General features: G+C 72.1%; 22 protein-coding genes and 1 pseudogene. 14 read left to right on the top strand and 9 right to left on the bottom strand.

The window, feature by feature from the left end; all coding sequences use genetic code 11:
• The first annotated feature begins 152 nt into the window (after nucleotides 1–152).
• Nucleotides 153–1,370 carry a PP2C family protein-serine/threonine phosphatase gene (locus OIB37_RS01915; RefSeq protein WP_330455729.1) on the top strand — a complete coding sequence of 406 codons (1,218 nt, stop codon included), beginning with the start codon at nucleotides 153–155 and terminating at the stop codon, nucleotides 1,368–1,370.
• Between the two features lie 163 nt (nucleotides 1,371–1,533).
• On the opposite strand, the pseudogene OIB37_RS01920 reads toward OIB37_RS01915, so the two are convergent.
• Both OIB37_RS01920 and OIB37_RS01925 read right to left on the bottom strand, forming a co-directional pair.
• Nucleotides 1,534–1,923: pseudogene (locus tag OIB37_RS01920) on the bottom strand (aldo/keto reductase); the annotation flags it as partial.
• Between the two features lie 57 nt (nucleotides 1,924–1,980).
• Nucleotides 1,981–3,204, bottom strand: a complete 1,224-nt coding sequence (locus OIB37_RS01925) for an RNA-guided endonuclease InsQ/TnpB family protein (protein ID WP_330455730.1) — start codon at nucleotides 3,202–3,204, stop codon at nucleotides 1,981–1,983.
• A gap of 25 nt (nucleotides 3,205–3,229) precedes the next feature.
• Here OIB37_RS01925 and tnpA point away from each other — a divergent pair, with 25 nt between their 5' ends.
• The gene (tnpA, locus tag OIB37_RS01930; protein ID WP_330455731.1) at nucleotides 3,230–3,646 is read left to right on the top strand and encodes an IS200/IS605 family transposase; all 417 of its coding nucleotides are present in this window, start codon (nucleotides 3,230–3,232) and stop codon (nucleotides 3,644–3,646) included.
• A 124-nt stretch (nucleotides 3,647–3,770) separates the two neighbouring features.
• Here the strand turns inward: tnpA and OIB37_RS01935 are convergent, their stop codons facing one another.
• The 5 genes from OIB37_RS01935 to OIB37_RS01955 all read right to left on the bottom strand — a co-directional run bounded on the left by OIB37_RS01935 (nucleotide 3,771) and on the right by OIB37_RS01955 (nucleotide 9,319).
• Nucleotides 3,771–4,733, bottom strand: coding sequence for an AMP-binding protein (locus tag OIB37_RS01935; RefSeq protein ID WP_330455732.1), 963 nt, complete (start codon nucleotides 4,731–4,733; stop codon nucleotides 3,771–3,773).
• A 224-nt stretch (nucleotides 4,734–4,957) separates the two neighbouring features.
• Nucleotides 4,958–5,758, bottom strand: a complete 801-nt coding sequence (locus OIB37_RS01940) for an IclR family transcriptional regulator (RefSeq protein WP_330455733.1) — start codon at nucleotides 5,756–5,758, stop codon at nucleotides 4,958–4,960.
• 159 nt (nucleotides 5,759–5,917) lie between these two features.
• Nucleotides 5,918–6,679 (bottom strand): SDR family NAD(P)-dependent oxidoreductase, encoded by a 762-nt coding sequence (locus tag OIB37_RS01945; RefSeq protein ID WP_330455734.1) that lies wholly within the window; start codon nucleotides 6,677–6,679, stop codon nucleotides 5,918–5,920.
• A 194-nt stretch (nucleotides 6,680–6,873) separates the two neighbouring features.
• Nucleotides 6,874–8,295, bottom strand: coding sequence for an MFS transporter (locus OIB37_RS01950; protein ID WP_330455735.1), 1,422 nt, complete (start codon nucleotides 8,293–8,295; stop codon nucleotides 6,874–6,876).
• Between the two features lie 295 nt (nucleotides 8,296–8,590).
• Entirely contained in the window at nucleotides 8,591–9,319 is a 729-nt protein-coding gene (locus OIB37_RS01955; RefSeq protein WP_330455736.1) for a DUF4253 domain-containing protein, read from the bottom strand.
• Nucleotides 9,320–10,142: 823 nt separating this feature from the next.
• Here OIB37_RS01955 and OIB37_RS01960 point away from each other — a divergent pair.
• The 11 genes from OIB37_RS01960 to OIB37_RS02010 all read left to right on the top strand — a co-directional run bounded on the left by OIB37_RS01960 (nucleotide 10,143) and on the right by OIB37_RS02010 (nucleotide 23,263).
• The gene (locus OIB37_RS01960; protein ID WP_330455737.1) at nucleotides 10,143–10,889 is read left to right on the top strand and encodes a glycosyltransferase family 2 protein; all 747 of its coding nucleotides are present in this window, start codon (nucleotides 10,143–10,145) and stop codon (nucleotides 10,887–10,889) included.
• On the top strand, nucleotides 10,886–11,419 hold the full coding sequence (locus OIB37_RS01965) for a hypothetical protein (protein ID WP_330455738.1): 534 nt from the start codon (nucleotides 10,886–10,888) through the stop codon (nucleotides 11,417–11,419). The genes OIB37_RS01960 and OIB37_RS01965 overlap by 4 nt, the downstream gene beginning before the upstream one ends.
• The gene (locus OIB37_RS01970; RefSeq protein WP_330455739.1) at nucleotides 11,416–12,141 is read left to right on the top strand and encodes a polysaccharide deacetylase family protein; all 726 of its coding nucleotides are present in this window, start codon (nucleotides 11,416–11,418) and stop codon (nucleotides 12,139–12,141) included. The genes OIB37_RS01965 and OIB37_RS01970 overlap by 4 nt, the downstream gene beginning before the upstream one ends.
• Nucleotides 12,138–13,229, top strand: a complete 1,092-nt coding sequence (locus OIB37_RS01975; protein WP_330455740.1) for a glycosyltransferase family 4 protein — start codon at nucleotides 12,138–12,140, stop codon at nucleotides 13,227–13,229. Before OIB37_RS01970 ends, OIB37_RS01975 begins: the two co-directional genes overlap by 4 nt.
• Nucleotides 13,226–15,538, top strand: a complete 2,313-nt coding sequence (locus OIB37_RS01980; RefSeq protein ID WP_330455741.1) for a hypothetical protein — start codon at nucleotides 13,226–13,228, stop codon at nucleotides 15,536–15,538. Before OIB37_RS01975 ends, OIB37_RS01980 begins: the two co-directional genes overlap by 4 nt.
• Nucleotides 15,535–16,674 carry a glycosyltransferase family 4 protein gene (locus tag OIB37_RS01985; protein WP_330455742.1) on the top strand — a complete coding sequence of 380 codons (1,140 nt, stop codon included), beginning with the start codon at nucleotides 15,535–15,537 and terminating at the stop codon, nucleotides 16,672–16,674. The genes OIB37_RS01980 and OIB37_RS01985 overlap by 4 nt, the downstream gene beginning before the upstream one ends.
• A gap of 71 nt (nucleotides 16,675–16,745) precedes the next feature.
• A complete protein-coding gene (locus tag OIB37_RS01990) occupies nucleotides 16,746–17,204 on the top strand; it encodes a hypothetical protein (RefSeq protein ID WP_330455743.1) in 459 nt (152 codons plus the stop codon).
• A complete protein-coding gene (locus OIB37_RS01995) occupies nucleotides 17,201–18,559 on the top strand; it encodes an oligosaccharide flippase family protein (RefSeq protein WP_330455744.1) in 1,359 nt (452 codons plus the stop codon). Before OIB37_RS01990 ends, OIB37_RS01995 begins: the two co-directional genes overlap by 4 nt.
• Nucleotides 18,556–19,689 (top strand): glycosyltransferase family 4 protein, encoded by a 1,134-nt coding sequence (locus OIB37_RS02000; protein ID WP_330455745.1) that lies wholly within the window; start codon nucleotides 18,556–18,558, stop codon nucleotides 19,687–19,689. The genes OIB37_RS01995 and OIB37_RS02000 overlap by 4 nt, the downstream gene beginning before the upstream one ends.
• Complete coding sequence (locus tag OIB37_RS02005; protein WP_330455746.1) at nucleotides 19,686–20,948, top strand: polysaccharide pyruvyl transferase family protein; 1,263 nt, start codon at nucleotides 19,686–19,688, stop codon at nucleotides 20,946–20,948. Before OIB37_RS02000 ends, OIB37_RS02005 begins: the two co-directional genes overlap by 4 nt.
• Nucleotides 20,945–23,263, top strand: a complete 2,319-nt coding sequence (locus OIB37_RS02010; RefSeq protein WP_330455747.1) for a glycosyltransferase family 4 protein — start codon at nucleotides 20,945–20,947, stop codon at nucleotides 23,261–23,263. The genes OIB37_RS02005 and OIB37_RS02010 overlap by 4 nt, the downstream gene beginning before the upstream one ends.
• A 116-nt stretch (nucleotides 23,264–23,379) precedes the next feature.
• On the opposite strand, the gene OIB37_RS02015 is transcribed toward OIB37_RS02010, so the two are convergent.
• Entirely contained in the window at nucleotides 23,380–23,823 is a 444-nt protein-coding gene (locus OIB37_RS02015; RefSeq protein WP_330455748.1) for a universal stress protein, read from the bottom strand.
• 149 nt (nucleotides 23,824–23,972) lie between these two features.
• Nucleotides 23,973–24,287 carry a hypothetical protein gene (locus OIB37_RS02020; protein WP_330455749.1) on the bottom strand — a complete coding sequence of 105 codons (315 nt, stop codon included), beginning with the start codon at nucleotides 24,285–24,287 and terminating at the stop codon, nucleotides 23,973–23,975.
• Between the two features lie 165 nt (nucleotides 24,288–24,452).
• Between OIB37_RS02020 and OIB37_RS02025 the strand changes: the two genes are divergently transcribed.
• Nucleotides 24,453–24,695 carry a hypothetical protein gene (locus tag OIB37_RS02025; protein ID WP_330455750.1) on the top strand — a complete coding sequence of 81 codons (243 nt, stop codon included), beginning with the start codon at nucleotides 24,453–24,455 and terminating at the stop codon, nucleotides 24,693–24,695.
• Nucleotides 24,696–24,829 lie beyond the last annotated feature (134 nt).

Consider the following 24,829-nt stretch of genomic DNA (forward strand, 5'->3'; position numbering starts at 1 on the left):
GCTTGCGGCGCGCCCGTGCGGACAGCCGGCGCGCCGGTGCGGACGGCTCCCGCGTCCGTGCGGACCGCTCTCGCGTTCGCGACAGCAACTCTCGCCTCCCTGGCGACAGTTCACGTGCCCGCCGGGACGGCTCCCGCGTCCGCGGGCGGCGCGTGAAACGCGAGCGTGACGGCGTCGGCCCGGAGGGCGATCTGGCGGTACGGACCCATCTGCCGACGCCTCCGGCGTGGATGCGCTGGCTCCCGCTCCTGTACGTGGTGGCCGTACTGCTGCTCGAACCCGTCACGCCGGTCGACTGGCCGGTGAGCTTCGTACTCATCGCGCTGCCACTGGTGACCGCGTTCGCGCACGGTCCCACCGCCGTCGCCTGTGCCACGGTGGGGGCCATCGTGCTGGAGGGCTTGCTCGCGGGCACTCCGTGCTGTGCGGGCCGCCCGGTCGGCTATCTCTGGGACCGCCACTACGTGGCCGCCTACGTGTGCACCGCCCTCGTGGGCGCGCTCGGTATGGCGGTCGCCGCCCACCGGACACGCCGCGAGCGCACTCTCGCCGATGTCCGTTTCGTGGCCGAGGTCGCCCAGCGGGTACTGCTCAAGCCCGTACCGCACCGGCTCGGCGGTCTTGCCCTGGACAGTCTGTATCTCGCCGCCGCCGCGGAGGCACGTATCGGCGGCGACCTCTACGAGGCCGTCCTCACCCGGTGCGGGGTTCGGCTGGTCATCGGCGACGTGCGCGGCAAGGGGCTGCTCGCGGTCGAGACCGCCGGTGCCATGCTCGCCGCGTTCCGTGAGGCGGCGCACGACGAACCGGGGCTTCCCGGGCTGGCGGACCGCGTGGAGCGGAGCATGAGCCGCCGGGCGGCGCAGCTCGGCGGGAGCGAGACCGGCGAACGGTTCGTCACCGCCGTCTTCGTCGAGGTGCCTCTCGGTGAACACGTCGTACGCGTCGTCAATTGCGGTCATCCGCCGCCGCTGCGCATCCGCCCCGGCGATGTGCGCGAACTGGACCGGGGACGGTCGGGGCCGCCGCTGAACCTCGGCATGCTGGTCCCGGACCCGTTCCGGGTCGACACCTATTCCTTCCGGCCCGGCGACGAGTTGCTGCTGTTCACGGACGGCGTCACGGAGACGCGGAACGCGGACGGGCGGTTCTATCCCCTGGCCGAGCGACTCGCGTCCTGGGGTCCCCTCGACCCCGAGAAGCTCCTGGACCGGCTTCACCGCGACCTGCTGGTATACAGCGGCGACCAGCTCCAGGACGACACCGCCGCGCTCGCCGCCCACCGCCTCCCCGACGAGCCCACCGCGTCCGCCGAGCCCGCCGCGTCCACCGGACCGACGACACCAGCGGGACCGACCGAGCAGCAGTGATCCGGCGCCGCCCGGGCCGTCGAGGGGCACCGGATCGCCGTACAGGTCTTCCGCGAGGCGGCCGCGGCGAGGAACACGTGAAGCGGCTCCGTCCGGCTGACATACGACCACGCGGCCGGGCGGCGGATCAGCGGATCCTCGTGCCCGGCCGCGTCGTCGTGCGTCAGCCCTGCGGTACGGGCGCCGCGCGGGAGATGATCCCCTCCTCCCGCAGCGCACTCCAGAAGGCCTGGGGCACCGGCCGGCCGAGGGCGCCGAGGTCCTCGGCCATGCGGCCGGGCCGGCTGGCGCCCGGGACGACCGCGGCGACGGCCGGGTGAGCCAGTACGAACTGCAGCGCGGCGGACTTGACCGCGATGCCGTGTTCCTGCGCGAGCGCCTTGATGCGGGCCACCTTCTCGACGACGGCCGCGGGCGCCTCGCCGTACTCGAAGTGGCTGCCGCCGACGAGGATGCCGGAGCTGTACGGGCCTCCGACGACGAGGTCCACGCCCTGCTCGGCAGCGGCGGGCAGCAGCCGCTGGAGGGCTCGCTCGTGGTCCAGCAGCGTTTGACTTGCTCCTCGGGCTGAAGCCCGAGGATTCTGGCCTTCTCGTCCGATGCCGTGCCGCTACGCGGCACGAGGTTCGGGGGAGAATCCGTGGCTTCCTGCTTCGTCGCGCTGCGCCAGGACGAGTCCTGGTCTTATCTGCGCTCCACAGGCTGCAACCGCCAGTCCGGCGGCCGTCTTGACGTTCTTCGCGGCGTTGTGGTCCCGGTCATGGACCGCACCGCAGGCGGCACAGGTCCAGGTCCGGATGCGCAAGGGCTTGGGGCCGTCCTTGGCCCCGCACTGTGAGCAGACCTGGCTGGTCGGCTCGAACCGGCCGATCTTCACCAGGGTCCGCCCGTACCTGACCGCTTTGTACTCCAGCATGTGTACGAACTGCGACCAGCCCGCGTCATGCACACTCTTCGCCAGTCTGGTGCGTGCGAGTCCTTTGACCGCCAGGTCTTCCACGCCGATCGCTTGGTTGTCGCGGATCAGCTGTGTGGAGAGCCGGTGGTGGAACTCACGGCGGGCGTCGGACACTTGTGCGTGGGCGCGAGCGACCTTGAGTCGGGCCTTCTCGCGGTTCTTCGATCCCTTCTGTTTACGGGACAGCTCGCGTTGGGTCTTCTTGAGTTTCTTCTCCGCGCGCCGCAGGAACCGCGGGGAGTCAATCTTCGTGCCGTCGGAAAGGACGGCGAAGTGCGTCAGCCCGAGGTCGATGCCGACTGTCTGGTCACTGTCGGGCATCCGGACGGCGTCGGCGGCCGGGTCGGTGTCGATGACGAACGAGGCGAAGTAGCGCCCGGCCGCATCCTTGATCACGGCGACCGACGTCGGGGTGGCGGGCAGGGCGCGGGACCACTTCACTTTCACCGCGCCGACCTTCGGCAGGTTCAGCCGCCCACTGTCAGTGACCGACCAGCGGGCATTGGCCGTGAACCGGATCGACTGCCGCTTGTCCTTGCGGGACTTGAACCTCGGTGCACCCGTTCTCGGTCCCTTGCGGATGCCCTTGAGGGAGGTGAAAAAGTTGCGGTAGGCGGCCTCCACGTCGCGCAGGGCCTGCTGGAGCACAACCGAGGACACCTCCCCCAGCCAGGAGCGCTCCGCAGTCTGTTTGGCCTGGGTGATCAGCTTTTTGGACAGCTCACCGGCCGTCGGGAACACTGCGCCCGTCCTCCGGGCTTCCTCGCGGGCGCGCACCGCGTCGTTGAACACGACGCGGGCGCACCCGAACGCCTGGGCCAGCGCGGCGCGCTGGGCGGTGTCCGGGTACAGGCGGAAGCTGTACCGAAGCTGCATGACGGCCACGATACATACTTGGGTTATGGGCGAAATGCAGAAGATCAGGACTGGCCGGCACTGTGTTTTCGTGATGCATGTGCACTTGGTCTTCGTGACCAAGTTCCGGCACAAGGTGTTCACGGATGTTCATCTGACACGCATGGAGGAGATCATGCGGTCGGTGTGCGAGGACTTCGAGTGCGAACTGGTGGAGTTCAACGGCGAGGACAATCACGTCCACCTCCTGGTGAACTTTCCGCCCAAGGTCGCCGTCACGAAGCTGGTCAACTCCCTCAAGGGTGTCTCCTCCCGCCGTCTGCGCCAGGAGTTCCCCGACCTGGTGCGCCACTACTGGCGGGCCAACAAGCTCTGGTCCGGGTCCTACTTCGCCGGAACTGTCGGCGGCGCCCCGCTCTCCGTGGTCAAGCAGTACATCGAGCAACAGAACCGGCCCGTGTGAGCATCACCCGGCTCCGCCGGGACCAGCCATCGCGGTGCTCCGCACCACGGGTGGTGAACACGCGATGTCCGGCTCCGCCCGCCAGGAATCCGCAACACTCCGCGTCGCCACGACAAGATTCACTTCACCACCGGACTGAAGCCCTATGCACTGCGAATGAATCCCGGTAGCCCTCGAGGATCACGACGCGGAACCTGGCCTCGAAGGCCCGGATCACCTCTCCCGGCATGGCCGCGCCGCCGGACACGCCGACGCGCAGCGAGGACAGGTCCCGCTGCCGGTCCGCGGCCTTGAGGAGCGCGACGTACATCGTGGGCACGCCGGGGAAGACGGTCGCGCGGTGCTTTTCGACGGCGTCGATGACGGCGTCCGGATCGAAGCGGGGCACCAGCACCAGCGTGGTACCGAAGCGCACGGCGGTGTTGAGGACGCTGGACAGCCCGAAGACGTGGAACAGCGGCAGGACCGCGACGGCGATGTCGTCGTCCGTGAAGCCGAGCAGCTCCCCGGACACGGCGCAGTTCATGTAGAGCTGGAAGTGCGTCAGCTCGGCGCCCTTCGGCTTGCCCGTGGTACCGCTGGTGTAGAGCAGTACGGCGGTGTCGTCGGCGCAGGTCGGGACGATGTCGGGGACCTCGACCGGAGCCAGCAGTTCCTCGAACGCCGCGGTGCCCTCGGGCCGCTGCCCGCCGCCGAGGCCGACGACGTACGTCGCGACGCCCGGCACCGCGCTCGCGCCCCGGTGCGCCTCCTCGGCGGACGGCTCGCCGGTGATCAGGACATGGGCGTCGCTGTTCTCCAGGTGGTAGGCCACCTCGGGCGCCCGCAGGAGCGGGTTCAGCGGAACCATGACCAGGCCGGCCCGCATGGCGCCGAAGTAGGCGAACAGGAACTGCGGGACGTTGGGCAACTGGACGGCGACCTTGGCGCCGCGTTCGAGGCCGAGCGCGAGCAGGTTGCCGGCCACCAGACCCGACATCCGCTCGACCTGGGCATAGGTCAGGACGGTGTCGTCGATGATGACGCAGGGCTTGTCCGGGTCGGCCAGCGCCGACTCGTGAAGCATCGTGGCGAGGTTGAGACTCACATCGGCTCCTGGGGACCGTGGCGCGGGCCCCTATGGATACCGCCCGGTCGGTACGCGGTCAAGGGGTCGCACGCGGCGTCCGGAGCTGCGGTGCGTGGCTCCCAGCGGGTCCTGCGTGGCTGGTCGCAGGGGCGGACGAAGGCGGCAGCCCGCAGGGGCGGGCGCGGCGGCCCGGTGCGGCACCGGGGCCGCGGCGGGCGGGGCCTCAGCCCTCCGGCGGGGCCTCAGCCCTCCGGCGGGTCCTCCGCCGCCCGGGGTGTCCCGGCGGTACGGGGTTCGTCCTCGGGGCGCCAGCCCAGTTCGCGGGAGATGGCGGTCGTCGTCTCCAGCAGGGCCGGCAGGTGGGCGCGCAGGTCGGACAGGCCGGACCGCGACTTGATGGCGGTGATCGAGATGCCGCCCACGGCGGTGCCCGAGTGGTCCCACACGGGCGCGGCGACGCAGTTGGAGATGGCCTCGTACTCGCCGTCGTCGTACGCCCATCCCCGCGCGCGTACCTCCGCGAGCCGTTCCTCGAAGGCGGCGCGTGAGGTGAGTGTGGTGTCGGTGAAGCGCTCGAAGCCGACTTCCGCGAGGAACTTCTCGCGTTCCTCGGGCGGCAGATGGGCGAGGAGCGCCTTGCTCACCCCGGCGGTGTGGATCGTGACGTAGCCGCCGATGCGGGTGTTGAGGCGGATCGAGTCCGGCGGTTCGATCTTGTCCACGTAGACGACGCGTGAGCCCTGCGCGACCGCGAACTGCACGGTCTGGCCGACCCGTTCGCTCAGCTCGACGATGTACGGGTGGACGACCGTGCGCAGGTCGAACTGGTCCAGGGCGGCGCCGGCGAGGGCCGCGAGGCGGAAGCCGACGCCGTAGCGCCCGCGTTCGTCGCGGCGGATGAGACCGCCGGCGATGAGCGTCTGCACGATCCGCAGTGCCGTGGTGCGGTGCACGCCCCACAGCGCCGCGATCTCGCGCAGCTCGCGGGGCCGGCGACTGCAGAACTCCAGCACGTCGATCGCTCTGCCGACGGTTTGCGACACCGTGTCTCCCTGTGCGTTCCTCGCGTCGTACGAGCGGACTGCGCGTCCCGAGTCTACTGCCGACGACCCGGGCCGCCGAGGGCTGCCGCGGCGGACGGGGCGGCGGGCGGGGCCCGGGTTGGCCGGGGCTTCGGAGTGGCTCGGGGTGCCGGTGGGCGGTCAGCCGAAGTACTGGCCGCCGTTGACGTCGACGACCGTGCCGGTGACGAAGTCGCTGTGCGCGGAGGCCAGCCAGAGGGCGGGGCCGGCCACGTCCTCGGGGCGCCCGGCGCGGCCGGCCGGGATGGTGGTGAGCGTGGCCTCCTTGGACGCCTGCGTGGTGAACGTGTCGTGGAAGGGCGTCGCCTCGATGAAGCCGGGGGCGAGGGCGTTCACGGTGATGCCGCGCGGGGCGAGCTCCTTGGCCAGGCCGCGGGTGAAGCCGAACACGGCGGCCTTGGCGGTGGCGTAGGCGAGCGCGCCGGGGTGGCCTCCGTTGCGTCCGGCGAGCGAGGCGATGTTGATGACGCGGGCGGCCTCGCCGGTCATCAGCGGCAGTGCGCGCTGGGTGAACAGGAACATGCTGTCCAGGTTGACGGCCAGGACGCGGTGCCACAGCTTCAGGTCGAGGTCCTCGATCCCGGCCCGCTGGACCAGGCCGCCGACGTTGTTCACCAGGATGTCGAGCCGCCCCAGCTCCCGGCCGACCGTGTCCATGGCGTCGGACACCTCGCTCTCGTCGGTGGCGTCGACGGCGAGGGCGAGCGGGGTCTCGCCGGACAGGTCGGCGAGTTCGCCGAGGAAGGACGGGTCGGGCTCGTGGGTGCGGTAGGTGACGGCGACCCGGGCGCCGGCCCGGGCGAACTCCCGGGCGATGTCCCGCCCGATACCGATACCGCCGCCGGTGACGAGGGCCGTCCGGTGCTCGAGGAGCCGTGTCATGGTTTTTTCTCCTTGCTGTGTCGCCGCACTGTCCGGTCGTCGGTCCGCCGGGTGCGTGCGGGAGTGGGGATGGGGAGGCGGGGCGCCCTGGCCGGGCGGTGCGGTGGCCGTCGCCACGGTCGGGCGGTGCGGTGGCCGCCCCGGTCGCCGGCCCGGGGCAGGGGCACGGGCAGGGGCCGGGAGGCCGCGGCGGCTCAGTCGGCCGGTGCCGCACTCACCGTGGCCGCCGTGGTCGCCGTGGTCGCCGTGGGCACCGGTCCGGTGGCCGGAAGGCGGGCGGGGGCGGTGCCCTCGGGGCGCCGGGTGGCGTACCGGTGCACGAGGAGAGCGGTGAGGGCGAGGCAGGCGGCGAGGAAGAGCAGGGCGTAACGGACGTCGCCGGTGCCGTCCTTGATCAGGCCCACCGCGTACGGGGCGACGAAGCCACCCACGTTGCCGAGGGCGTTGACCAGGCCGAGCCCCGCGGCCGCGGCGGCGCCCGCGAGCGCGGCGGACGGCATGGCGAGGAAGGGGGCGGTCGCCGTGTAGATCCCGACAGCCGCCACGACCAGCATCAGCAGGGCGGCGACGGGGCTGGCGGTGTACACCAGCGCGGCCCCGGCGAGCCCGGCCGCTGCCGTCGCCATGCTCACCGCCGCGTGCCAGGCGCGGCGCCCGGTGCGGTCGGCACGCCGGCTCCAGTAGAGGACGCACGGCACCGACACGGCGTAGGGGATCATGACGAGGAGTCCGAGGCGGGTGCTGCCGAAGTCGCCAAGCGCGCCGACGATGGCCGGCAGCCACAGGCCGAGGCCATAGATCCCGCACACCATGCCGAAGTTGAGCAGCCCGTACACCAGGGAGCGGCGGTCCTTCAGGCCGGCGGCGAAGGAACCGCGGTGCGGGCCGGTCCCGTCGCGGTGCTCCGCCTCCAACGACCTTGTCAGCCAGTCACGTTCCTCGCCGGTCAGCCAGCGTGCGTCGGCCGGGGTGTCGGTGAGCAGCCGAGGGGCGAGGCAGCCGAGGACGACGGCCGGTGCCCCTTCGAGCAGGAACATCCACTGCCAGCCGTGCAGCCCCGCGACCCCGTCCAGGCGCAGCAGCAGCCCGGAGAGGGGGGCGCCCAGGGCGTTGGCGACGGGCTGGGCCATGACGAAGATCCCCAGCGCCGCGACGCGTTGGGCTCGCGGGAACCAGAGCGTGAAGTAGAACAGCACCGCCGGGAAGAAGCCCGCCTCGGCCGCGCCGAGGAGCAGCCGCACCGTGTAGAAGGACGTCGCGCCCTGCACGAAGGCCATCGCGAGCGCCATGACGCCCCAGCTGATCAGGATCCGCGCGATCCAGCGGCGGGCACCGTAGCGGTACATCCCGGCGTTGCTCGGCACCTCCATCAGCACGTATCCGATGAAGAAGATCCCGGCGCCGAGCCCGTAGACCGCGTCGCCGAACCCGAGGTCGTGCTCCAGGCCGGCCCGTGCGAAGCCGACGTTGTTCCGGTCGAGATAGGCGACCAGGTACAGCAGGACGATCACCGGCAGGACGCGTCGGCGGACCTTGCGCAGGGTGCGCTCGGGAAGAGCGTCGGGGCTCTGCCCCTGGGACCGGCCGGTGGCCGGGGTGGGCGCTTTCTCGGGCATGGCGGCTCCTCGGACTCGGGCCGGACGTACGTCCTTGAACGCCCGACTCACGCACGCCAACGTACGCTGCACGCACAGGGTGTGCAATATGTGCACAGCAATTATCGATCGAGTGACGCCACGACGCGCCTCCCCACCAAGGGACTTGTGCCAGAAGAGGCTGAACACCGCGACGACGAACCGGGGTTCGACCTCCACTGCTGAAACGCCTGTGGAGGCGCCCGAGTTCAGACCGAGCCAGCCGGGCGGCCCCTCACCACCGGGGGGTGGGCCCTCACCGCCGAGGAGCGAGCCCTCAGTCCCACCAGAAATACCAGTCGTGACGCTTCATGAGGTCCTCGTGGCACGTGGACCAGTCCAGGTCGGGGTCGTTGTGGAACACGTCCGGGCAGGCGACGAACTGCTCCGCGGCAAGGACGCGGGCCTGATGGGGGTCCGCCGGGCGGCTGGCGACCGAGGCGAACAGACTGCCGTGCCCGAAGGCCACGACGCGGAGACCGAACCGGCCCTCCCAGGACCGCAGCACCGCCGACAACTCCTCCGCGTCCATGTGGTTCCCCATCCCGCGCCAGCCGAGGGCAGCCGGCACGTCGGCGCCCCGGGCGCACTGGACGAGTGCGAGACACCGGGCCCAGCTCTCGCGGACGACAGTGGCCGCCACCTCACCCGCGCGCTCGTCGATGCCGGACACCACCGCCGCGGGTGTCGCGAGACCGGGCCACTCCTCGAAAGGCGGCCAGCACCCCTCCGTCCACTCGCTCCGCAAGTACGTGGCGGCGTCGATGTCGGCACCATAGGGACCACAGGCAGGCTCGACGAAGTCGTCGGGGTGCTCGAGCAGCAGCGGATACAGGCCGGTCTCGCCGTGGCGAGCGTACAGACGCTTCCACCAGTCGGCAGCGTCCGGGACCGGTCCGTCGCTCATCCAGACCACCGGCCGCGGGGCACGACCCGATCCCACCAGCCGGCCGGGCGGCAGTGCGCCCAGCAGTCGCCCGAGTTCTTCACTCAAAGGTTCGATCACGGCCCGGAAGCTACTCGGCACCTCTGACAGTGCCAGTCGACCCAAGGAACCGGGCGGGTCCGGCGAACGCTCGAACGGTGGTCACCGCGATGGGCGTTGACACATGCCACGAGCCCTCCACCACGCTCCCCACACACGGCTCACCTCTGGCCAATGCATTGCAAATTTCAAGTAATACCCGCACTCGCACATCTGTTCATGCGTCAGGCGGCGCCGAGGCGCGAACTCCCGGACCACTTGCGGCATTCAGGGAGCCGCAGGCCATCGAGAAGTGCGCTGACCAGCGCATATGCGAACCGAGCCGCATGCGGGGGCCGGTCCGCGAGGCGGGGTGACCGCGACCGGCGGCGCGCACCCCCGCCCCCCGGAGGGAGTAGCCCCTCGAACACGTGTCTTCACACTTTCATCACACGACCTCCAGACCATCTTTTCAGTTGGTATGGTGCTGCCCGGCTTCGATGCAACGGATTTTTTCGAAGCCCTTACGGCTGCGCGTTGCCCGCTCGACACGGAACGCGCGGTCCCCTGGGGAGGGGGAGGGAAATGGAACATCACTGGGGTGCGCTGCGCCCATGTCCGGACGGCCCGGAGTCATAGGCCGCACACCATTGACCGACCGCGGGGCGCTCATGCCGCCCCGCAGGTGAGCGATCTGCCGGCACGGCCGGATCCACTTCACCTTTTCTCCGAGAACGGGCGCGCCGCGCCCGATCGGAAATTCTTGCTGCCCGGGCGCAAAGACGCACTCCGGGAAATCACGCTCGCTTTCCGCGCTGTGCCCACATCGTTCTTCCGCGCCATTGGGGGGCTTACCGTGAAGAGGTTGTCCGTAGTCATTCCCGCGCTCAATGAAGCGCCCAATCTCCCACCGCTCATGGAGACCATCCCGGTCGCCGCGCTGACCAAGGCGGGCTGGGAGACCGAGGTCGTCGTGGTCGACAACGACTCGTCCGACGGCACCGGCGAACTGGCGCTGGCCCTGGGCGCCAGAGTCGTGCACCAGCCGGAGCGTGGCTACGGGAACGCCTACCAGGCCGGGTTCGCCGCGGCGTCCGGGGACGTGATCGCCACCGGCGACGCCGACCTCACCTACCCCTTCGACGCCCTCCCGGCGCTGCTCACCGCGCTGGAGGAGCACGAGATCGAGTTCATGAGCACCAACCGGCTGCTCCAGGAGAACTCGGCCGCCATGAAGTGGTCGCACATGGTCGCCAACCACGCGCTCAGCCGGGTGAGCCGGATGCTGTTCCGCAACGGGCTGCGCGACTCGCAGTCGGGCATGTGGATCTTCCGGAAGTACGTGTGGCAGGGAATAGACGTACGCTCCCCCGGCATGGCCTTCTCGCAGGAGATCAAGAACGCCGCGACGCTCGCCGGATTCCGCACCGCGGAGGTGCCGATCGAGTACCGGAAGCGGGGCGGCGACGTGAAGCTCAATGCCCTGCCCGACGGGATGGCCAATCTGCGCCAGCTCTTCCAACACCGTTACCGCAGACCCCACATGGCGTCCACGGCCCTGGTCTTCCCCACGCCGCTGTCCTCCGTGGAGGGATTCGGGACCACCGCATGAGCCGACTGCTCGACGCGCCCGGCCGGGGGCCGGCGGGGTCCGCGCCGGAGCCTCGCCGCCACAGGCGTGTGGCGGCGAAAACGCGCAAGCGAGCACGCCGGACGCCGGGCAGGGCACTGGCCGGCGGCGCGGCACTGTGCGCGCTGGCGCTCGCCGCGTGCGTCCTTCCTCAGGTACGGCACGAACTGCGGGCCTCGTTCACCCGGTTGCCGAGCACGTACACGGAGCTGTACTTCACCCGCGAACCCTCGCTCGCGCACGGCGAGATCGTCGCTCCCCTCACCCTGGTCGACCACGGTGACTCCCCCGGCAGGTACCGGCTGCGCACCTGGCTCACCACCGCCACGGGCAAGCGGATCGGGTCCCGCACGGACACCCTCGCTCCGCGTCGCACCGAGGTGCCGGTGACGATGACGGCGCGCCTGTCGGTCGCCGGCGGGGCACAGCGCGGCTCCGGGCCGGTCGTCGTACACGTGGCGCTGGTGGGGCGCTCCCAGTCGCTCCACTTCACCCTGAGAGGCACCCCATGACACACCCCGCGGTGGTGGTCACCACCAGCTGGGACGACGGACACCGGCTCGATCCGCGACTGGCCGGCCTGCTGGAGAAGTACGGCGTACCCGCCACGTTCTACATCGCCCCGCGCAACATCGAGTTCGACGCCGCGGACCGCCTTCCCCCCTCTGGAATCAGGGAGTTGGCGGACCGGGGCTTCGAGATCGGCGGGCACACGCTGAGCCACAGGCGGCTGCCGCTGATCCCCGAGGCCGAGGCCCGGGAGGAGATCGAGGCGGGCAAGGCCGAACTCGAGGACGTCACCGGTGCCGAGGTGACGAGCTTCTGCTACCCGCGCGGTGAGTACCGGCCGGTGCACGTCCGGCAGGCGGCGAAGGCGCGCTTCACCCTCGCGCGCACGGTCGTACGCGGTTCGCTGGGAACCGGACCCTTGATGGAGGCGGCCACGACGGTGAACGCCTATGCGCACAGGGTGGACGTGCCCCTGGTTCTCAGGCTGGCGGCCGGCAACCCGGCCAAGGCCGCGCGAATGTATCTGAACTGGGATGAACTAGCCATCCACTGGTTCGAGTTGTGCCGTCGCGATGGCGGCGTCTACCACCTGTGGGGACACAGCTGGGAGGTCGACGAGCGCGGCGACTGGGACCGTCTTGAGCGGGTGCTGGCACACATCGGCGGCCGGACGGACGTCCGGTACGTCACCAACGGCGAACTGCCCGGGATGGGGATCGCATGAGCACGGTCGTCCAGATCACGCCCTACTACCCGCCGCATCTGGGCGGGTTGGAGCGGGTGGTGGAGAGCCTCGCCGCCGGCCTGGCCGAGCGGCACGACGTCCGTGTTCTCACCACCGGCATCGGCGCCGAGGGAGCGGCCCGCCTCAGCCGCGAGGGCGCGGTGCGTGTCGTGCGGCACCGGTCGGTCGAACTGGCGCACACGCCGGTCGCCCCCGGCATGGTCCGGTCGCTGCTGCGCGCGCCGCGGGGTGCGGTGCTGCACCTGCACTCGGCCCATGCGCTGCTGCCCGAACTGGTGGCGCTGCTGGCCCGGTTGCGCGGGCAGCGTTTCGTCCTGCACTTCCACCTGGACGTGGACGCCTCCGGGCGTCTGGGATGGCTGCTGCCGGCGTACAAGCGGCAGGTGTTCGGCCGCGCGCTGCGGGCCGCGGCGGGCGTCCTGGTCCTGACCGAGGCCCAGCGGGACTTCGTGACCGGCACCTACGGCGTCGCGCGCGAGAAGGTGTTCGTGGTGCCCAACGGGGTCGGCGCGAGGTACTTCATGCCCGTGCGGGAGACCGGGCAGGGGCCGCTGGACCTGCTGTACGTCGGACGGCTCAGCTCCCAGAAGCGCGTGGACCGGCTGCTGGACGCCATGGCCCTGGTGCGTCGGCCGGTGCGGCTGCGGATCGTCGGTGACGGCGAGGACGGCGCCGCACTGCGGGCGCGAGCCGAACGCCTGGGCCTCGACAACGTCGTCTTCGACGGCCCCCGGCTGGGGGACGAGCTGATCGAGGCCTACGCCCGGGCCGACGCGTTCGTGCTGCCGTCCGACAAGGAGGGCATGCCGCTGGTGGCCCTGGAGGCCATGGCCGCGTCGCTTCCGGTGATCGCCACCCGGGTGCCGGGCAGCACCGAACTCCTCGACGGCGTGGGCCTGCTGGCGGCTCCCGAGCCGGACGCGCTGGCCGCGGCCATCGACTCCGTCGCCGCTGATCCGCGGCTTCGGCGGCGGCTCGGTGAGCAGAGCGCCGCCTCGGCGCGCGAGCACACCTGGGACGCGGTCGTGCGGCAGGTCGAGGGCGTCTACCGGACGGTGTTCGCGTGAACACCCGTGTCTGTGCCGTCGCGTCGGCGACGCTGGCGGCCCTGCTGGAGTGCGTGCCCGGCCTGCCCGCCGTGCTGCTGGTCCCCGCCGGGCTGTGGCTGCTGGTCGGGGCGCCCACCCTGCTGTGGTACGGCCCCGCGGAGCGGGCGGTGTCCACCCGGGACGGGCGCGCGCTCGTCGCCCTCGGACTGGGCGTCACCGGGGCGATGGTGGTGCCGCTCGCGGTGAACACCGTACTGCCCTGGCTGGGCGTGGCCCGTGCCCTGGAGCGGGGGCCGCTGACCGCGGCGGCCTGGGCGTACGTGGTGCTGGTCGCGGCCATCATCACCTGGCGTGCGGGTGACTGGTCCGCGCTGCGCTCCCGGCCCGCGCTGCCCCGTGTGCGCGGGCGCCTTCCGTACGGTCTGGGCACGGTCGGCACGTCGGGTGTGCTGGTGCTGGTGCTGTGCGTGGCCGGGCCCGTCCGGCTCGACAACGGCCTGGGGGGCGGGGTCTCCGTCGTCGCCCTGCTCGCGATCACCGCGTCGCTCGCCTGGCTGATCGTCCGGCGCGGCCGGTACGGGGCGCTGGTGACGGGGCTGGGGCTGTGGTGCGCGGCGGCCGGTCTGCTGTTGCTGACCAGTCTGCGGGGCTGGTACATCACCGGGCACGACATCCAGCGCGAGTACCAGGTGTTCCGGCTGGCCGCGGACAACGGGCACTGGGACATCTCGTCCTTCCCCGACCCGTACAACGCCTGCCTGAGCATCACCCTGCTGCCGGCCGCGCTCGCGCGGCTGACCGGGATCGAGGGCACGTACATCTTCAAGGTGCTGCTGCCCCTGCTGTTCGCGCTGACTCCGGTGCTGGTGTACCGCTCGGTGCGCAATGTGGCCCCGGCGATCGTGGCGCTGCTGTCCGCCGTGTACCTGATGCTGTTCCCGACCTTCTTCACCGACATGACGTTCCTGGGGCGGCAGGAGGTCGCCTTCTTCTTCACGGGCTGCGCGATGGTCGTGGTCACCGACACGTCCCGTCCGTTCGCGAGCCGGCGCCTGCTCTTCGCGGTGCTGGGGGCCGGCATCGTGCTGTCGCACTACTCCACCACCTATGTCCTCGTCGTCGTCCTCGCCCTGGCCCTGGTCACGGACGTGTGCTGGCGGCTGCTGACCCGGCTGCGCGGCAGGCCGGCCGCCGCACGGAGCTTCGTGACCTGGTGGCTGGTCGCGGTCACCGCGGCGGGCGCGTACGCCTGGTCGGGCCCGGTGACCCACACGACGGGGCAGCTGCACCGGACCCTGTCGCTGACGGTGCGGGAGATGACCGGCAGCACCCCCGGTGACACGGCGTCCTCGGACGTGTCCTACAGCCTGTTCAGCGGTGACTCGGTCAGCGCCGGGCAGCGGCTGCGGGACTACCGGGCGGACATCGTCAAGCAGACCGCCCGTGGCCGCGCGCAGGGCGACTATCTTCCGCTCGGCACGATCGACCGGTACCCGGTGGCCGTGGTCGACGGACAGGCGCGGCTGCCGCTGACCGTGGCCGGACGGGTGCTGGGGAAGGCCGGGATCGACGTGGCCGCCCTCAACGACCTGGTGCGGGCGTCGGCCGCGCGGCTGCTGCAGGTCCTGCTGCTGATCGGGCTGGTGGTGGCCGTCGCCGCGCGGCGCTCACGCCGGCCGGGGTTCCGCCCGGTCCGGGACCAGGTGACCCTGTCGGCGGGCATGGTCGGTGTGATCGGACTGCTGACCGTGCTCCCCCAGCTGTCGGTCGACTACGGCGTGCTCCGCGCCTTCCAGCAGGGGCTGTTCTTCTTCGCGCCGTTCGTGGCCGCGGGCTCGCTGTGGCTGGTCCGCTGGGCGCGGCGGTGGGCGGTGCCGGTGGCGAGCGCGCTGGCCCTGGGGCTGTTCCTGGACCTCACGGGCGTGGTTCCCACGGTGCTCGGCGGCTATCCGGCCCAGCTGCACCTGGCCAACACCGGCCAGTACTACGACATCTACTACGTGCACCCGGAGGAACGCTCCGCGATCCGCTGGGTGCAGCGGCGGGCGACCGAATCGCAGCGGGAGGACGTCCAGTCGGAGGTGCAGACCGACCGTTACACCTTCAGCCGGCTGCAGACCCTGATCCGGGGCCGGGCGCAGAACGACATCTATCCGGTGCTGGTGGGCTCCCGCACCTACGTCTTCCTGGGCAGTACGACGGTGACCAAGGACGAGGCCACCACGTTCTTCCGGGGCGACCTGGTGACGTACCGGTATCCGGTCGGACTGCTGAACGCGACCAAGGACAAGCTGTACAGCAACGGGGGAGCGGAGATCTACCGATGACGCGCGTACTGCTGGTGAGCCACTACTACCCGCCGCACGTGGGCGGTATCGAGAACGTGGTCCGCCACGAGGCGCTGCACCTGACCCGGGCGGGCGTCGAGGTGACGGTGCTGACCAGCGGCCGGCACACGGTCACCGAGGACGACGCGGGGGTCCGGGTGGTGCGCGTCGCGGCGTGGAACGGTGTCGAGGAGCGGACCGGGGTGCCGTTCCCTGTGCTCGCGCCGCGGGTGCTGGCGGCGGCGGTGCGCTGGGCCCGGTGGGCGGACGTGGTCCATGTGCACGACTGCCTGTACATGACCTCCTGGGCGGCCGGGCTCGCCTCGGCACTGACGGGCACGCCTCAGGTCCTCACTCAGCATGTCGCGCTGGTCGAGCATCCGTCCGCTGTGGTCCGTGGCGTCCAGCGGGCCGTCTACGGCCTGGCGGGCCGGCTGCTGCTGCGCCGTGCGCGCCGCGTCCTCGTCGTCAACGGCCGGGTCGCCGACTTCGTCACCGCCTACGGTGCCCGCGCCGTGGGCCATCTGCCCAACGGCGTCGACACCCGGCTGTTCCGCCCGCCGCACACGGCGGAGGAACGCCGGGCGGCGCGCGGGAGGTTCGGGCTCCCGCGGAACCGGGTCCTGGTGCTGTTCGTCGGCCGGCTGGTGCCGAAGAAGGGGTACGACCTGCTGCTCGGCGCCGCGGACGCGGGATACGACCTGGTCTTCGCGGGAGACGGGGCCCAGGCCACCGCGGACGGGCCCGGTCTGCATCATGTCGGCGCCCTGGCGCCGGACGAACTGGCGGAGCTGTACCGCGCGGTGGACCTGTTCGCGCTGCCGTCGGCCGCCGAGGGTTTCCCGCTCACCGTCCAGGAGGCGATGGCGTCGGGTTTGCCCGTGCTCACCACCGACGACCCCGGCTACGCCCCGTACCGGCTGGCGGAGGCCGGGGTCCGGCTGCTGCCCCGGGACAGCGGGCGCCTGCGCGGGGCTCTGCGGGAGCTGGCGCAGGACGAGGACCTGCGGGCCGCCATGGGCCGCTCCTCCCACGCCCGCGCGGCCACGGACTTCGCGTGGGAGCAGCACACGGCCGAGCTGGTGCGCACCTATGCCGCGGCCACGGGCCGCCGGACGCGGGAGGCCCTGGCGTGAAGCGCGCGACGGGTGCGAAGCCCGCGACGGCGGCTTCGCGTGTGAGGCGGGGGGCGCGTGCGATGCTGGCGATGCGTGCGGTCGCGGAGACCGCCATGGTGTACGGGCTGCTCGGCTGGCTGTACGTGGCCGTCGTGGCCGCCATCCGGCCGGACGACCTGGCCGGGCCGGTCAGCGCGTTGGTGCCGGTGCGGCGGGACACCTGCGGTGCCGTGTGCTTCGCCGTGTCGGCCACCGCGGCGCTCGCGCTGCAGACGGCGACGGGCACCTGGTGGTTCAGGGCGGCGCCCCGGCGCGGTCCCCTGATCGCCGTGCTGCGGGTCTGCACGGGGTACGGGCTGCTCGTCTGGGCCTACTTGTGCGTGAACTCGCTGACCCATCCGGCCACCCTGTCCCGGCCGCTGACCCACTTCGCCGCCGTGCCCCGGGAGGGACAGACGGCGTCCTGGGCCTTCGTCGTGTCCGCGGCGGCGCTGGTGTCGGCCAGGGCTCTGGCACGGCCCGCGGGCACCGGCGGAGGGACTTCATGACCTTGGCCACCCGGCCGTGCGCCACCGACCCCGCCCCTGTCCCCCGCCGTACGGACGCCGGACGGGCGCGGATCGCCGCGGCGGTCCGTGACCCCCTGCTGCGCAACTCCTTCTACCTCCTCGCCACCACCGCGCTCGGGGCGGCGGCCGGGTTCGCCTTCTGGATCCTGGTCGCACGGCTGTATCCGGCTGCGGACGTCGGGCGTGCCTCGTCGTTGCTGTCCAGCCTCTCGCTCCTGTCGTACTTCAGCCTGTTCGGGCTCGGCTCCACCCTGGTACGGCACCTGCCGACCAGCGACCGCCGGGCCGAAGAGACCAGCACCGCGCTGAGCACGGTCGTGGTCGCGTCGGTCGTCGTCTCCGGGGCGTTCGTCGTCCTGGTCCCCTGGGCCGCCCCCGAGCTGGGCTTCCTGCACGGCTCGCCGATGCGTGCCGTCGTGTTCGTGGTGCTCGCCACGGGCGCGGCCGTCAATCTGCTCACCGACTCCGTCTTCGTCGCGTTCCGCACGAGCAAGGTGAACCTGGCCGTCAACGGCCTGCTGATGAGCCTGGTGAAGCTGGGCCTGCCGGTGGCGTTCGTCGGGTTCGGCGCGTTCGGTGTCTTCGCCGCCAGCGGGGCGGCCTCCACCGTGGCGGCGGCGGCCAGCGTCCTCGCGATCCGCCGCGTGCTGCGGATCGCGGTGCGGCCGGCGTTCTCGTGGCGCATGCTCCGCTCGACGCTCGGATACTCGCTGAGCAGTTACCTGTCGGGCAGTCTCAACCTGGTCCCGCAGATCGTGCTGCCGATCGTCGTGCTGCAGACGCTCGGCCCTGTCCCGGCGGCCACGTACTTCGTCGCCTTCCAGATCGCGAACCTGGTCAACTCGGCGTCGTACGCGATCGGTGAGGCGTTGTTCGCGGAGGCCTCGCAGGCGGGGGTGGCGCTCGCGCCCGTCGCCCGCAGGTCCGGCAAGGCCATCGCGCTGGCGACCGTGCCGGCCGTGCTGGTGGTGTGCCTGCTGGCGCGTCCGGTTCTCACGGTGTTCGGACCGCGGTACGCGGCCGACGGTACGGCGACGCTGATCGCCTTCACGGTGAGCGCCCTGGCGGTGGCGTTCAACACCTGGGTGAGCTTCCTGCTGAAGGTGACCCGGCAGCTGGTGGCCATGGTGGTGTCCAACGTCGTCCTGGCGGCCGTCGTGCTGGCCGTCGCGGTGTCCCGGCTGGACCACGGGCTGCAATGGGCGGCCGTGGCCTGGGGCGTGGGCAACCTCGCCTCCGGGATCGTGGCGGGTGCGGCGCTGCTGGCCGGTGGCCTGCGCGAGCCGTACAGCGGGCGGCACCGGCGCCGGCGCGGTGAACGGGAGACGGCGTGAGAATCCTGCAGATCGTCAACATCGGCCAGGAGGCCGGAGGCGCCGAGAAGAGCGTCCGGCTGATCACGGACGGCCTGCGGGCCCGGGGGCACGAGATACGGGTCGTCGCCACCGACCTGCTCAGCGACGGCGGCCAGGTCTTCGCGGACGAGCTGGTGCCTGCCATCTCCGGCCACGCGGTACGGCGGTTCACCCGCAAGCTCTGGTACCGGCAGGCGTACCGGCAGGTCTCGCACGTCGTGCGCGCCTTCGCGCCGGACTGCGTCCACCTGCACACCATCGGGGAGTTCAGTCCCTCCGTGCTCGCCGCGACCGCCGGGGTCCCCCGGCTGCTGACCGTGCACGGGCCGGAGGACTGGACCCGCTCGCTGCTGCGGTGGAACCTGCCGAGCGCGGTCGACGGCCGGCTCACGCCACCCGACGCGCTCCGGTACGCCTACCTGCGCTGGGTCCAGAGGCCCGCGTACCTGCCCCGGCTGCGGCGCGTGGACCGGGTGCTGGCGCCCAGCCGGTACTTCGCGGACTCCGTGCGGGCCGACTTCCCCGCGCGTGTCCCCGTGCACGTGCTGCCGAACGGCGTCCCGGGCACGGTCGCGGCACGTCCGCTGCGGACGGCGGAGAACGTGCTGTACGTGGGGCGGCTGGAACGCGTCAAGGGTGTGGACGTCCTGCTGGAGGCGTTCGGCCGGCTGGACCGCGGCCGGCTGACCGTGGTGGGCGACGGCACGGACCGGTCGCGTCTGGAGCGTCTCGCCGGACCGCGCGTCACGTTCACCGGCTGGCTGGACGAGGCCGGGGTGGCCGAACGGCTGACGGACGCCTCCGTCGTCGTCCTGCCGTCCCTGTGGCCGGAGAACTTCCCGACCGTGGCGCTGGAGGCCCTCAGGACCGGGCGCGCGCTGGTCGCCTCCCGCGTCGGTGGCCTGCCCGAACTGGTCGGGGACGACAACGGGGCGCTCGTCCCCGCGGGCGACGCGGAGGCGCTGGCGGGCGCGCTGCGCGGCCTGCTCGGTGACCGGGCCGGCCTGGAGCGCAGGGGAGCCGCGTCGGCGGTCCGCGCCCACCGCTACACCGTCGAGGTCTTCCTCGACGCCCTGGAACAGCACTACAAAGAGGTGGCGGGACGATGAAGGTCGTGATCGTGAACGCGTTCGAGCGGGGCAACCGGGGTGACGCGGCCCTGCTCAGCGTGGCGGTCCAGCAGGTCCAAGAGGCGTTCCCCGATGCCCGGGTGCTCGTCGCGGGCTTCGAACACCCCTATCGGTGGCCGGAGTTCGACGGGGCCCGCAACATCGGCTCGATCCGCCGCTACGCGGGCGACGAGGCGGCGAGCCGCCCGGCCCGTGTCCTGCGCAAACTGCTGGTGCTGGCGCTGGTGGCGGTCGCGGCACTGCCCCTGGGCGTCCGGATCGTGCGGGCGTTCGCCGGACTGCTGCCCCGGGAGATCCGCGACGAGACCAGGGCCGTCACCGAGGCCGACCTGGTGATGGCGCCGGGCGGAGGCTTCCTGAACGCGCGCGCCGATCTGCCCTCAGACCTCAACATCGCCTTCCTCCTCCTGCCCCTGTGGCTCGCCCAGCGCGCGGGGGTGCCCACGGTGCTGGGTCCGCAGTCCTACGGCCCGTTCCCCCGCCGCCGGCAGCGGCTGATGGTGCGCCGGGTGGTGGGCCGCGCCGCGGTCGCCGTGGCCCGCGAGGACATCAGCGTGACCCGGCTGGCCGAGGCGGGGGTGACGGCGCCGACCGTGGAGCGCGGCGTCGACAGCGCCTTCGTCTTCCGGGGCGGCTCACGCCGTCCGTGGCGTGCGGAACTGGGTGTCCCGGCCGGTGCCCCGCTCGTGCTCGTCACGGCCCGCCGGCATCTGGCGCCGGAGCCGCAGGCCGCCTACGAGGAGGCGGTGGCCGCCGCCGTCCGTCATCTGCTCGAACGAAGCTGCCACGTGGCGCTGGTGCCCCAGGTCACCTGCTCCTTCCAGGCCGACGACGACCGGCTGGTGAACATGCGCATCGCCGAACTGGTCGGTTCGCACCGGCAGTTGCGGGTTCTGGACGACGCCGGAATCGACCACCACGACGTCCACGCCCTGTACGGCGCCGCCGACTTCATCCTCGGCACCCGCTTCCACTCCGTCATCTTCGGCCTGACGGCGGGCGTGCCCTGCGCCGCCGTGGAGTACGACCACAAGACCCGCGGCATCATGCGGGACCTCGGACTGGAGGAGTGGGTCATCCGGATGTCCGACGTGCGGGGAACCGCCCTGATCCCGCTCGTCGACCGTCTCCTGGCCGACGGCGAGGAGTACCGCAAACATCTCGCCGCCGTCCTGCCGGCCTACGCGGAGCGTGCCGCCGGCTTCGTTCCCGTGCTGCGCGCGGCGGTCGGCCGATGACGCCCGGCACGGGTGCGGACGGGACGGGTACGGACGGGGCGGTGCAGGGTCCCGCGGTGCTGCTGGCCGCGCCGTACTTCCCGCCGGCCATAGGAGGTGTCGAGCAGTACGTCTGGAACCTGGCACGGGAGCTGCGCGACCACCACGGCCGGCGCGTCGTGATCGCGACCACGAGCACGCCCGGACCGAACGGCAGCGGGCCGGGACGCTATCAGGACGGCCCGGAGGGGTGCACGGTCTACCGCCTCGCGGCCCCCCTGCGCGTCTCCCGTACGCCCTACGGCCCCGGCTGGCGGCGGCAGTTGGGCCGGATCATCCGGGCCGAGGAGGTGGACCTGGTCAACGGCCACGCTCCGGTGCCCTTCTTCGCGGACGCGGCGGCACTGGCCGCCCGTGACACCGGACGCCCGTTCGTCCTGACCTACCACACCGGACGGATGCGCAAGGGCGCGTTCCTGCGTGACGCGGCACTGGCGTGCTACGAGCACACGGTGCTCGCCCGCACCGTACGGCTCGCGCGGGAGGTCATCTGCTCGTCCGACTACGTGGTCGCCGACCTCCCCCATCTGTTCCCCGGCCGGGCGACCGTGATCCCCCCGGGTGCCGATCTGCGCCTGTTCACCCCGAGCCCGGTGCCGCGCGACCCGCGCCTGCTGTTCGTGGGTTCGCTGGAGCGGGGCACCGCCTACAAGGGCGTGCCGCGCCTGCTGCGGGCGATGAGTGAGCTGAGGGAACGCGGATCCGGGGTGCGTCTCGAGGTGGTCGGGGACGGGTCTGCGGTGGGCGACTACCAGCACGTGGCCGAGCGGCTCGGCCTGCGGTCGGCCGTCACGTTCGCGGGGCGCCTGCAGGGCGCGGAGCTGGCCGCCGCCTACCGGCGCGCCCGGGCCCTGGTCCTTCCCACCTCCTACGACAGCTTCCCCACCGTGCTGGTGGAGGCGATGGCCAGCGGCCGGCCGGTGGTCACCACCCCCGTCGGGGGCATCCCGGGCCTGGTCCGGGACGGCGAGAACGGTCTCCTCGTGGAGCCGGACGACGCGGACGGCCTGCGTGACGCGCTCGGCCGGGTGCTGGACGACGACGCCCTGGCCGGCCGGCTCGGCGCCGCGGCCCGGACGGAGGTCCGCGAGAACCGCGGCTGGGAACGGCAGGCCCGGCGCACGGCCGAGGTCTTCGAGCGGGCCCGGAGCGGCAGGAAGCTGCGTACGGTGGCCGTCGTGGCCCCGTACTACCCGCCGAAGGTGGGCGGGGTGGAGCACTACGCCGCGCAGGTCGCGGGTGCGGCCGACGCGGACGACGCCCTGCGGGCCGTGGTGCTGACCACGAACCCGGCCGGCCGGCGCACCCGCGTCACCGTGGAGGACGGCGTGCCCGTCGTACGGCTGGGCACCTGGGCCCGGCTGTCGAACACACCGCTCAGTCCGCTGTGGCCGGTGCAACTGCGGCGCCGGCTGGGCCGGATGCGGGTCGACGTGGTCAACTGCCACGCGCCCGTACCCGGTCTGGCGGACATCGCCGTGGCGGTGAGCGGTGGGCGTCCCGCCGTCGTCACCTACCACGCCGGTTCCATGCTGAAGGGCGAGGCCGCCGTCGACCGGATCATCAGGGCGTACGAGCACCACGTCCTGCCGCGCACCTTCGCGCGGGCCCGGGCACTGGTGGCCGTGTCACCGGTGTCCCTCGCCGCCGGACACGACCACGCCGTGCAGATCACCCCCGGCGTCGACACCGGGCGCTTCACCCCCGGTCCGCTGCCCCCGTCCCGGCGCTCACGCCTGGTCGTCTACCTCGGGCGACTGGACCGCACGTCGGCGTGGAAGGGTGTCGACGTGCTCCTGGAGGCGTTCGCCGGGCTGCCGGACGACACCCGCCTCTGCCTCGTCGGCGGCGGGGACGCGCTGCCCGACCACCTCCGGCACGCCCAGCGGCTCGGCATCGCCGAACGGGTGGCCCTGCCGGGCCAGCTGACGGGTCCGGCCCTGGTGGACGCCCTGCGGGAGGCCGCCGTCGTGGTCCTGCCCTCGCTGACGGAGGCGGAGTCCTTCGGCATGGCCCTTCTGGAGGCCATGGCCTGCGGCACGCCCGTGATCGGCTCGGACGTCGGCGGTATCCCGCACATCGTGCGGGACCGGGAGAACGGCCTGCTGGTGCCGCCCGGCGATCCGGGGGCCCTCGCCGACGCCATGAAACTGCTGCTGGACGACGGCGTCCTCGCCGACCGCCTCGGCACGGCGGGCCGGCGGCACGCGGTCACCCACTTCGACTGGAGCGCCCTCACCGCCAGATACGTACAGCTCTTCAAGGACGTGAACTGAAGTGAAGCGGCCTGGCCCGCACTGACCTGACGCATCCCGCGCCGCGGTGCCGCAATGGGGCCGGTCGCCGCTCCGGGGCCCGACGCCATGGCCGCGGACCGCCGGAGCGGCCCCGCTCACCCCGTCTCGGAGCGCACGATCACGACCGGGCAGCTCGCGTGCAGCGACACGTGGTGGCTCACGGAGCCGAGCAGGGCACGCACGAACCCGCCCCTCCCCCGGCCGCCCACGACCAGGATGTCGGCTCCCTCGGCGGCCCGCAGGAGGATCTCGGCGGGGTTGCCGTGCGCCAGCCGGGCGCGCACCGGCACGACCACGTCCGCGCCGAGCACCTCGGCCAGTTCCCGGCTCATCCGCTCCCGGGCCTCGTCGATGTCGACGTCCATGTCCACGGCGGGCGCCGACCAGCCGTACAGGCCAGGCAGGTCCCACGCGGTGACCGCGTCCACGGTGCCGCCGATCAGGCCCGCGTAGCGCACCGCCCAGCGCAGGGCGTCGTACGAGGACGTCGACCCGTCGACACCGACCACGACCCTCGGCCCGCTGACATCCCCGTCCATAAATCCCACCTCTCCAGGGGCGCTCACGCCTGCCGCTCGGCCGGCCCGCTCGCCTCAACGCTGCGCGAGACGGCGCCGCACCGCCAGAGATACGCGTCCGGCAGGAGGAAGGCCGCGAGCACCGCCCACCGCGGGGGGGGCGAGGTCGCCTACTTGGGCCTGGACGCCTCCACGATGTCGCACTCGATGAACGACGGAGGCCGCGTACACAGGGCCGCCATGGACTCCGCGAACTCGCGCGCCCCGGGGTTCTCCCGGCTGCGCATCGCCTCGTCGAAGGAGTCGAACTCCAGCACCTCGTAATAGCGGTCGGGCTGGTTCCTGTCCTTGAGGACCACCTGGTACGAGGGCCCGTTCTCCATGCCCGCGAAGCGCTTCTCGGTGTTCAGTGCCAGGGTGCGCATCTCGTCGATCCGGTCGGTCTCGAAGGCGATGATCTGCACGAACTTCTTCGCTGCTTCCACGATTCCTCCAGCCGGGTGACGGCGCCCCCCGCATCGGGAACGCTCAGCACCCAACGAAACACGAGGCGTGGTCGTCGGCAATTCGTCCGCCCTCCCCGCCCTCGCGGACGGCCCGCGGCACGCCACCACTTCGCGGGCCCCCCGGCGCGAGCTTACGATCCATTCGTGACAGACATTCCCGACAACCTGATCGCGCTGGAACGGTCCGCCGATATCGAACGCGCCAGACTGGCCGGTCTCGCCGGCGCCGAGTACGACGCACAGCGAAATCGCTGGTGCACGGCGTACGAGGCCGTCCAGGCGGCCATCGCCTCGTACGCGGCGGCGACGGGCGAGAACCGGGACACCCTGGAGCGCGCGGTCAAGGCCGCGGTCATGCACGCGCAGGAGGACCCCGCCGTGGAGTGAGGGCGCACGCGTGACATCCGGGTCACGCGTACGGCATGGCGCCCGGCCCGGTGGCACTCGGCGACGCCCGGATCGAACCGCCCGTCGAAGGGCAGGCACGCGGGCCGACCCCCGGCCGCGTCCAGACGGTCCCT

Origin of the sequence: Streptomyces sp. NBC_00820 (genome assembly GCF_036347055.1) — a bacterium.
GTDB lineage: Bacteria > Actinomycetota > Actinomycetes > Streptomycetales > Streptomycetaceae > Streptomyces.

What these genes read in the sequence shown, in the direction of transcription:
- OIB37_RS01975 (WP_330455740.1), top strand. Translation starts at nt 12,138, where the DNA reads ATGAGCACGGTCGTCCAGATCACGCCCTACTACCCGCCGCATCTGGGC.
- OIB37_RS01925 (WP_330455730.1), bottom strand. Translation starts at nt 3,204, where the DNA reads ATGCAGCTTCGGTACAGCTTCCGCCTGTACCCGGACACCGCCCAGCGC.
- OIB37_RS02010 (WP_330455747.1), top strand. Translation starts at nt 20,945, where the DNA reads ATGACGCCCGGCACGGGTGCGGACGGGACGGGTACGGACGGGGCGGTG.
- OIB37_RS01945 (WP_330455734.1), bottom strand. Translation starts at nt 6,679, where the DNA reads ATGACACGGCTCCTCGAGCACCGGACGGCCCTCGTCACCGGCGGCGGT.
- OIB37_RS01965 (WP_330455738.1), top strand. Translation starts at nt 10,886, where the DNA reads ATGAGCCGACTGCTCGACGCGCCCGGCCGGGGGCCGGCGGGGTCCGCG.
- OIB37_RS01995 (WP_330455744.1), top strand. Translation starts at nt 17,201, where the DNA reads ATGACCTTGGCCACCCGGCCGTGCGCCACCGACCCCGCCCCTGTCCCC.
- OIB37_RS02005 (WP_330455746.1), top strand. Translation starts at nt 19,686, where the DNA reads ATGAAGGTCGTGATCGTGAACGCGTTCGAGCGGGGCAACCGGGGTGAC.
- OIB37_RS02015 (WP_330455748.1), bottom strand. Translation starts at nt 23,823, where the DNA reads ATGGACGGGGATGTCAGCGGGCCGAGGGTCGTGGTCGGTGTCGACGGG.
- OIB37_RS01990 (WP_330455743.1), top strand. Translation starts at nt 16,746, where the DNA reads ATGCGTGCGGTCGCGGAGACCGCCATGGTGTACGGGCTGCTCGGCTGG.
- OIB37_RS01985 (WP_330455742.1), top strand. Translation starts at nt 15,535, where the DNA reads ATGACGCGCGTACTGCTGGTGAGCCACTACTACCCGCCGCACGTGGGC.
- OIB37_RS01970 (WP_330455739.1), top strand. Translation starts at nt 11,416, where the DNA reads ATGACACACCCCGCGGTGGTGGTCACCACCAGCTGGGACGACGGACAC.
- tnpA (WP_330455731.1), top strand. Translation starts at nt 3,230, where the DNA reads ATGGGCGAAATGCAGAAGATCAGGACTGGCCGGCACTGTGTTTTCGTG.
- OIB37_RS01950 (WP_330455735.1), bottom strand. Translation starts at nt 8,295, where the DNA reads ATGCCCGAGAAAGCGCCCACCCCGGCCACCGGCCGGTCCCAGGGGCAG.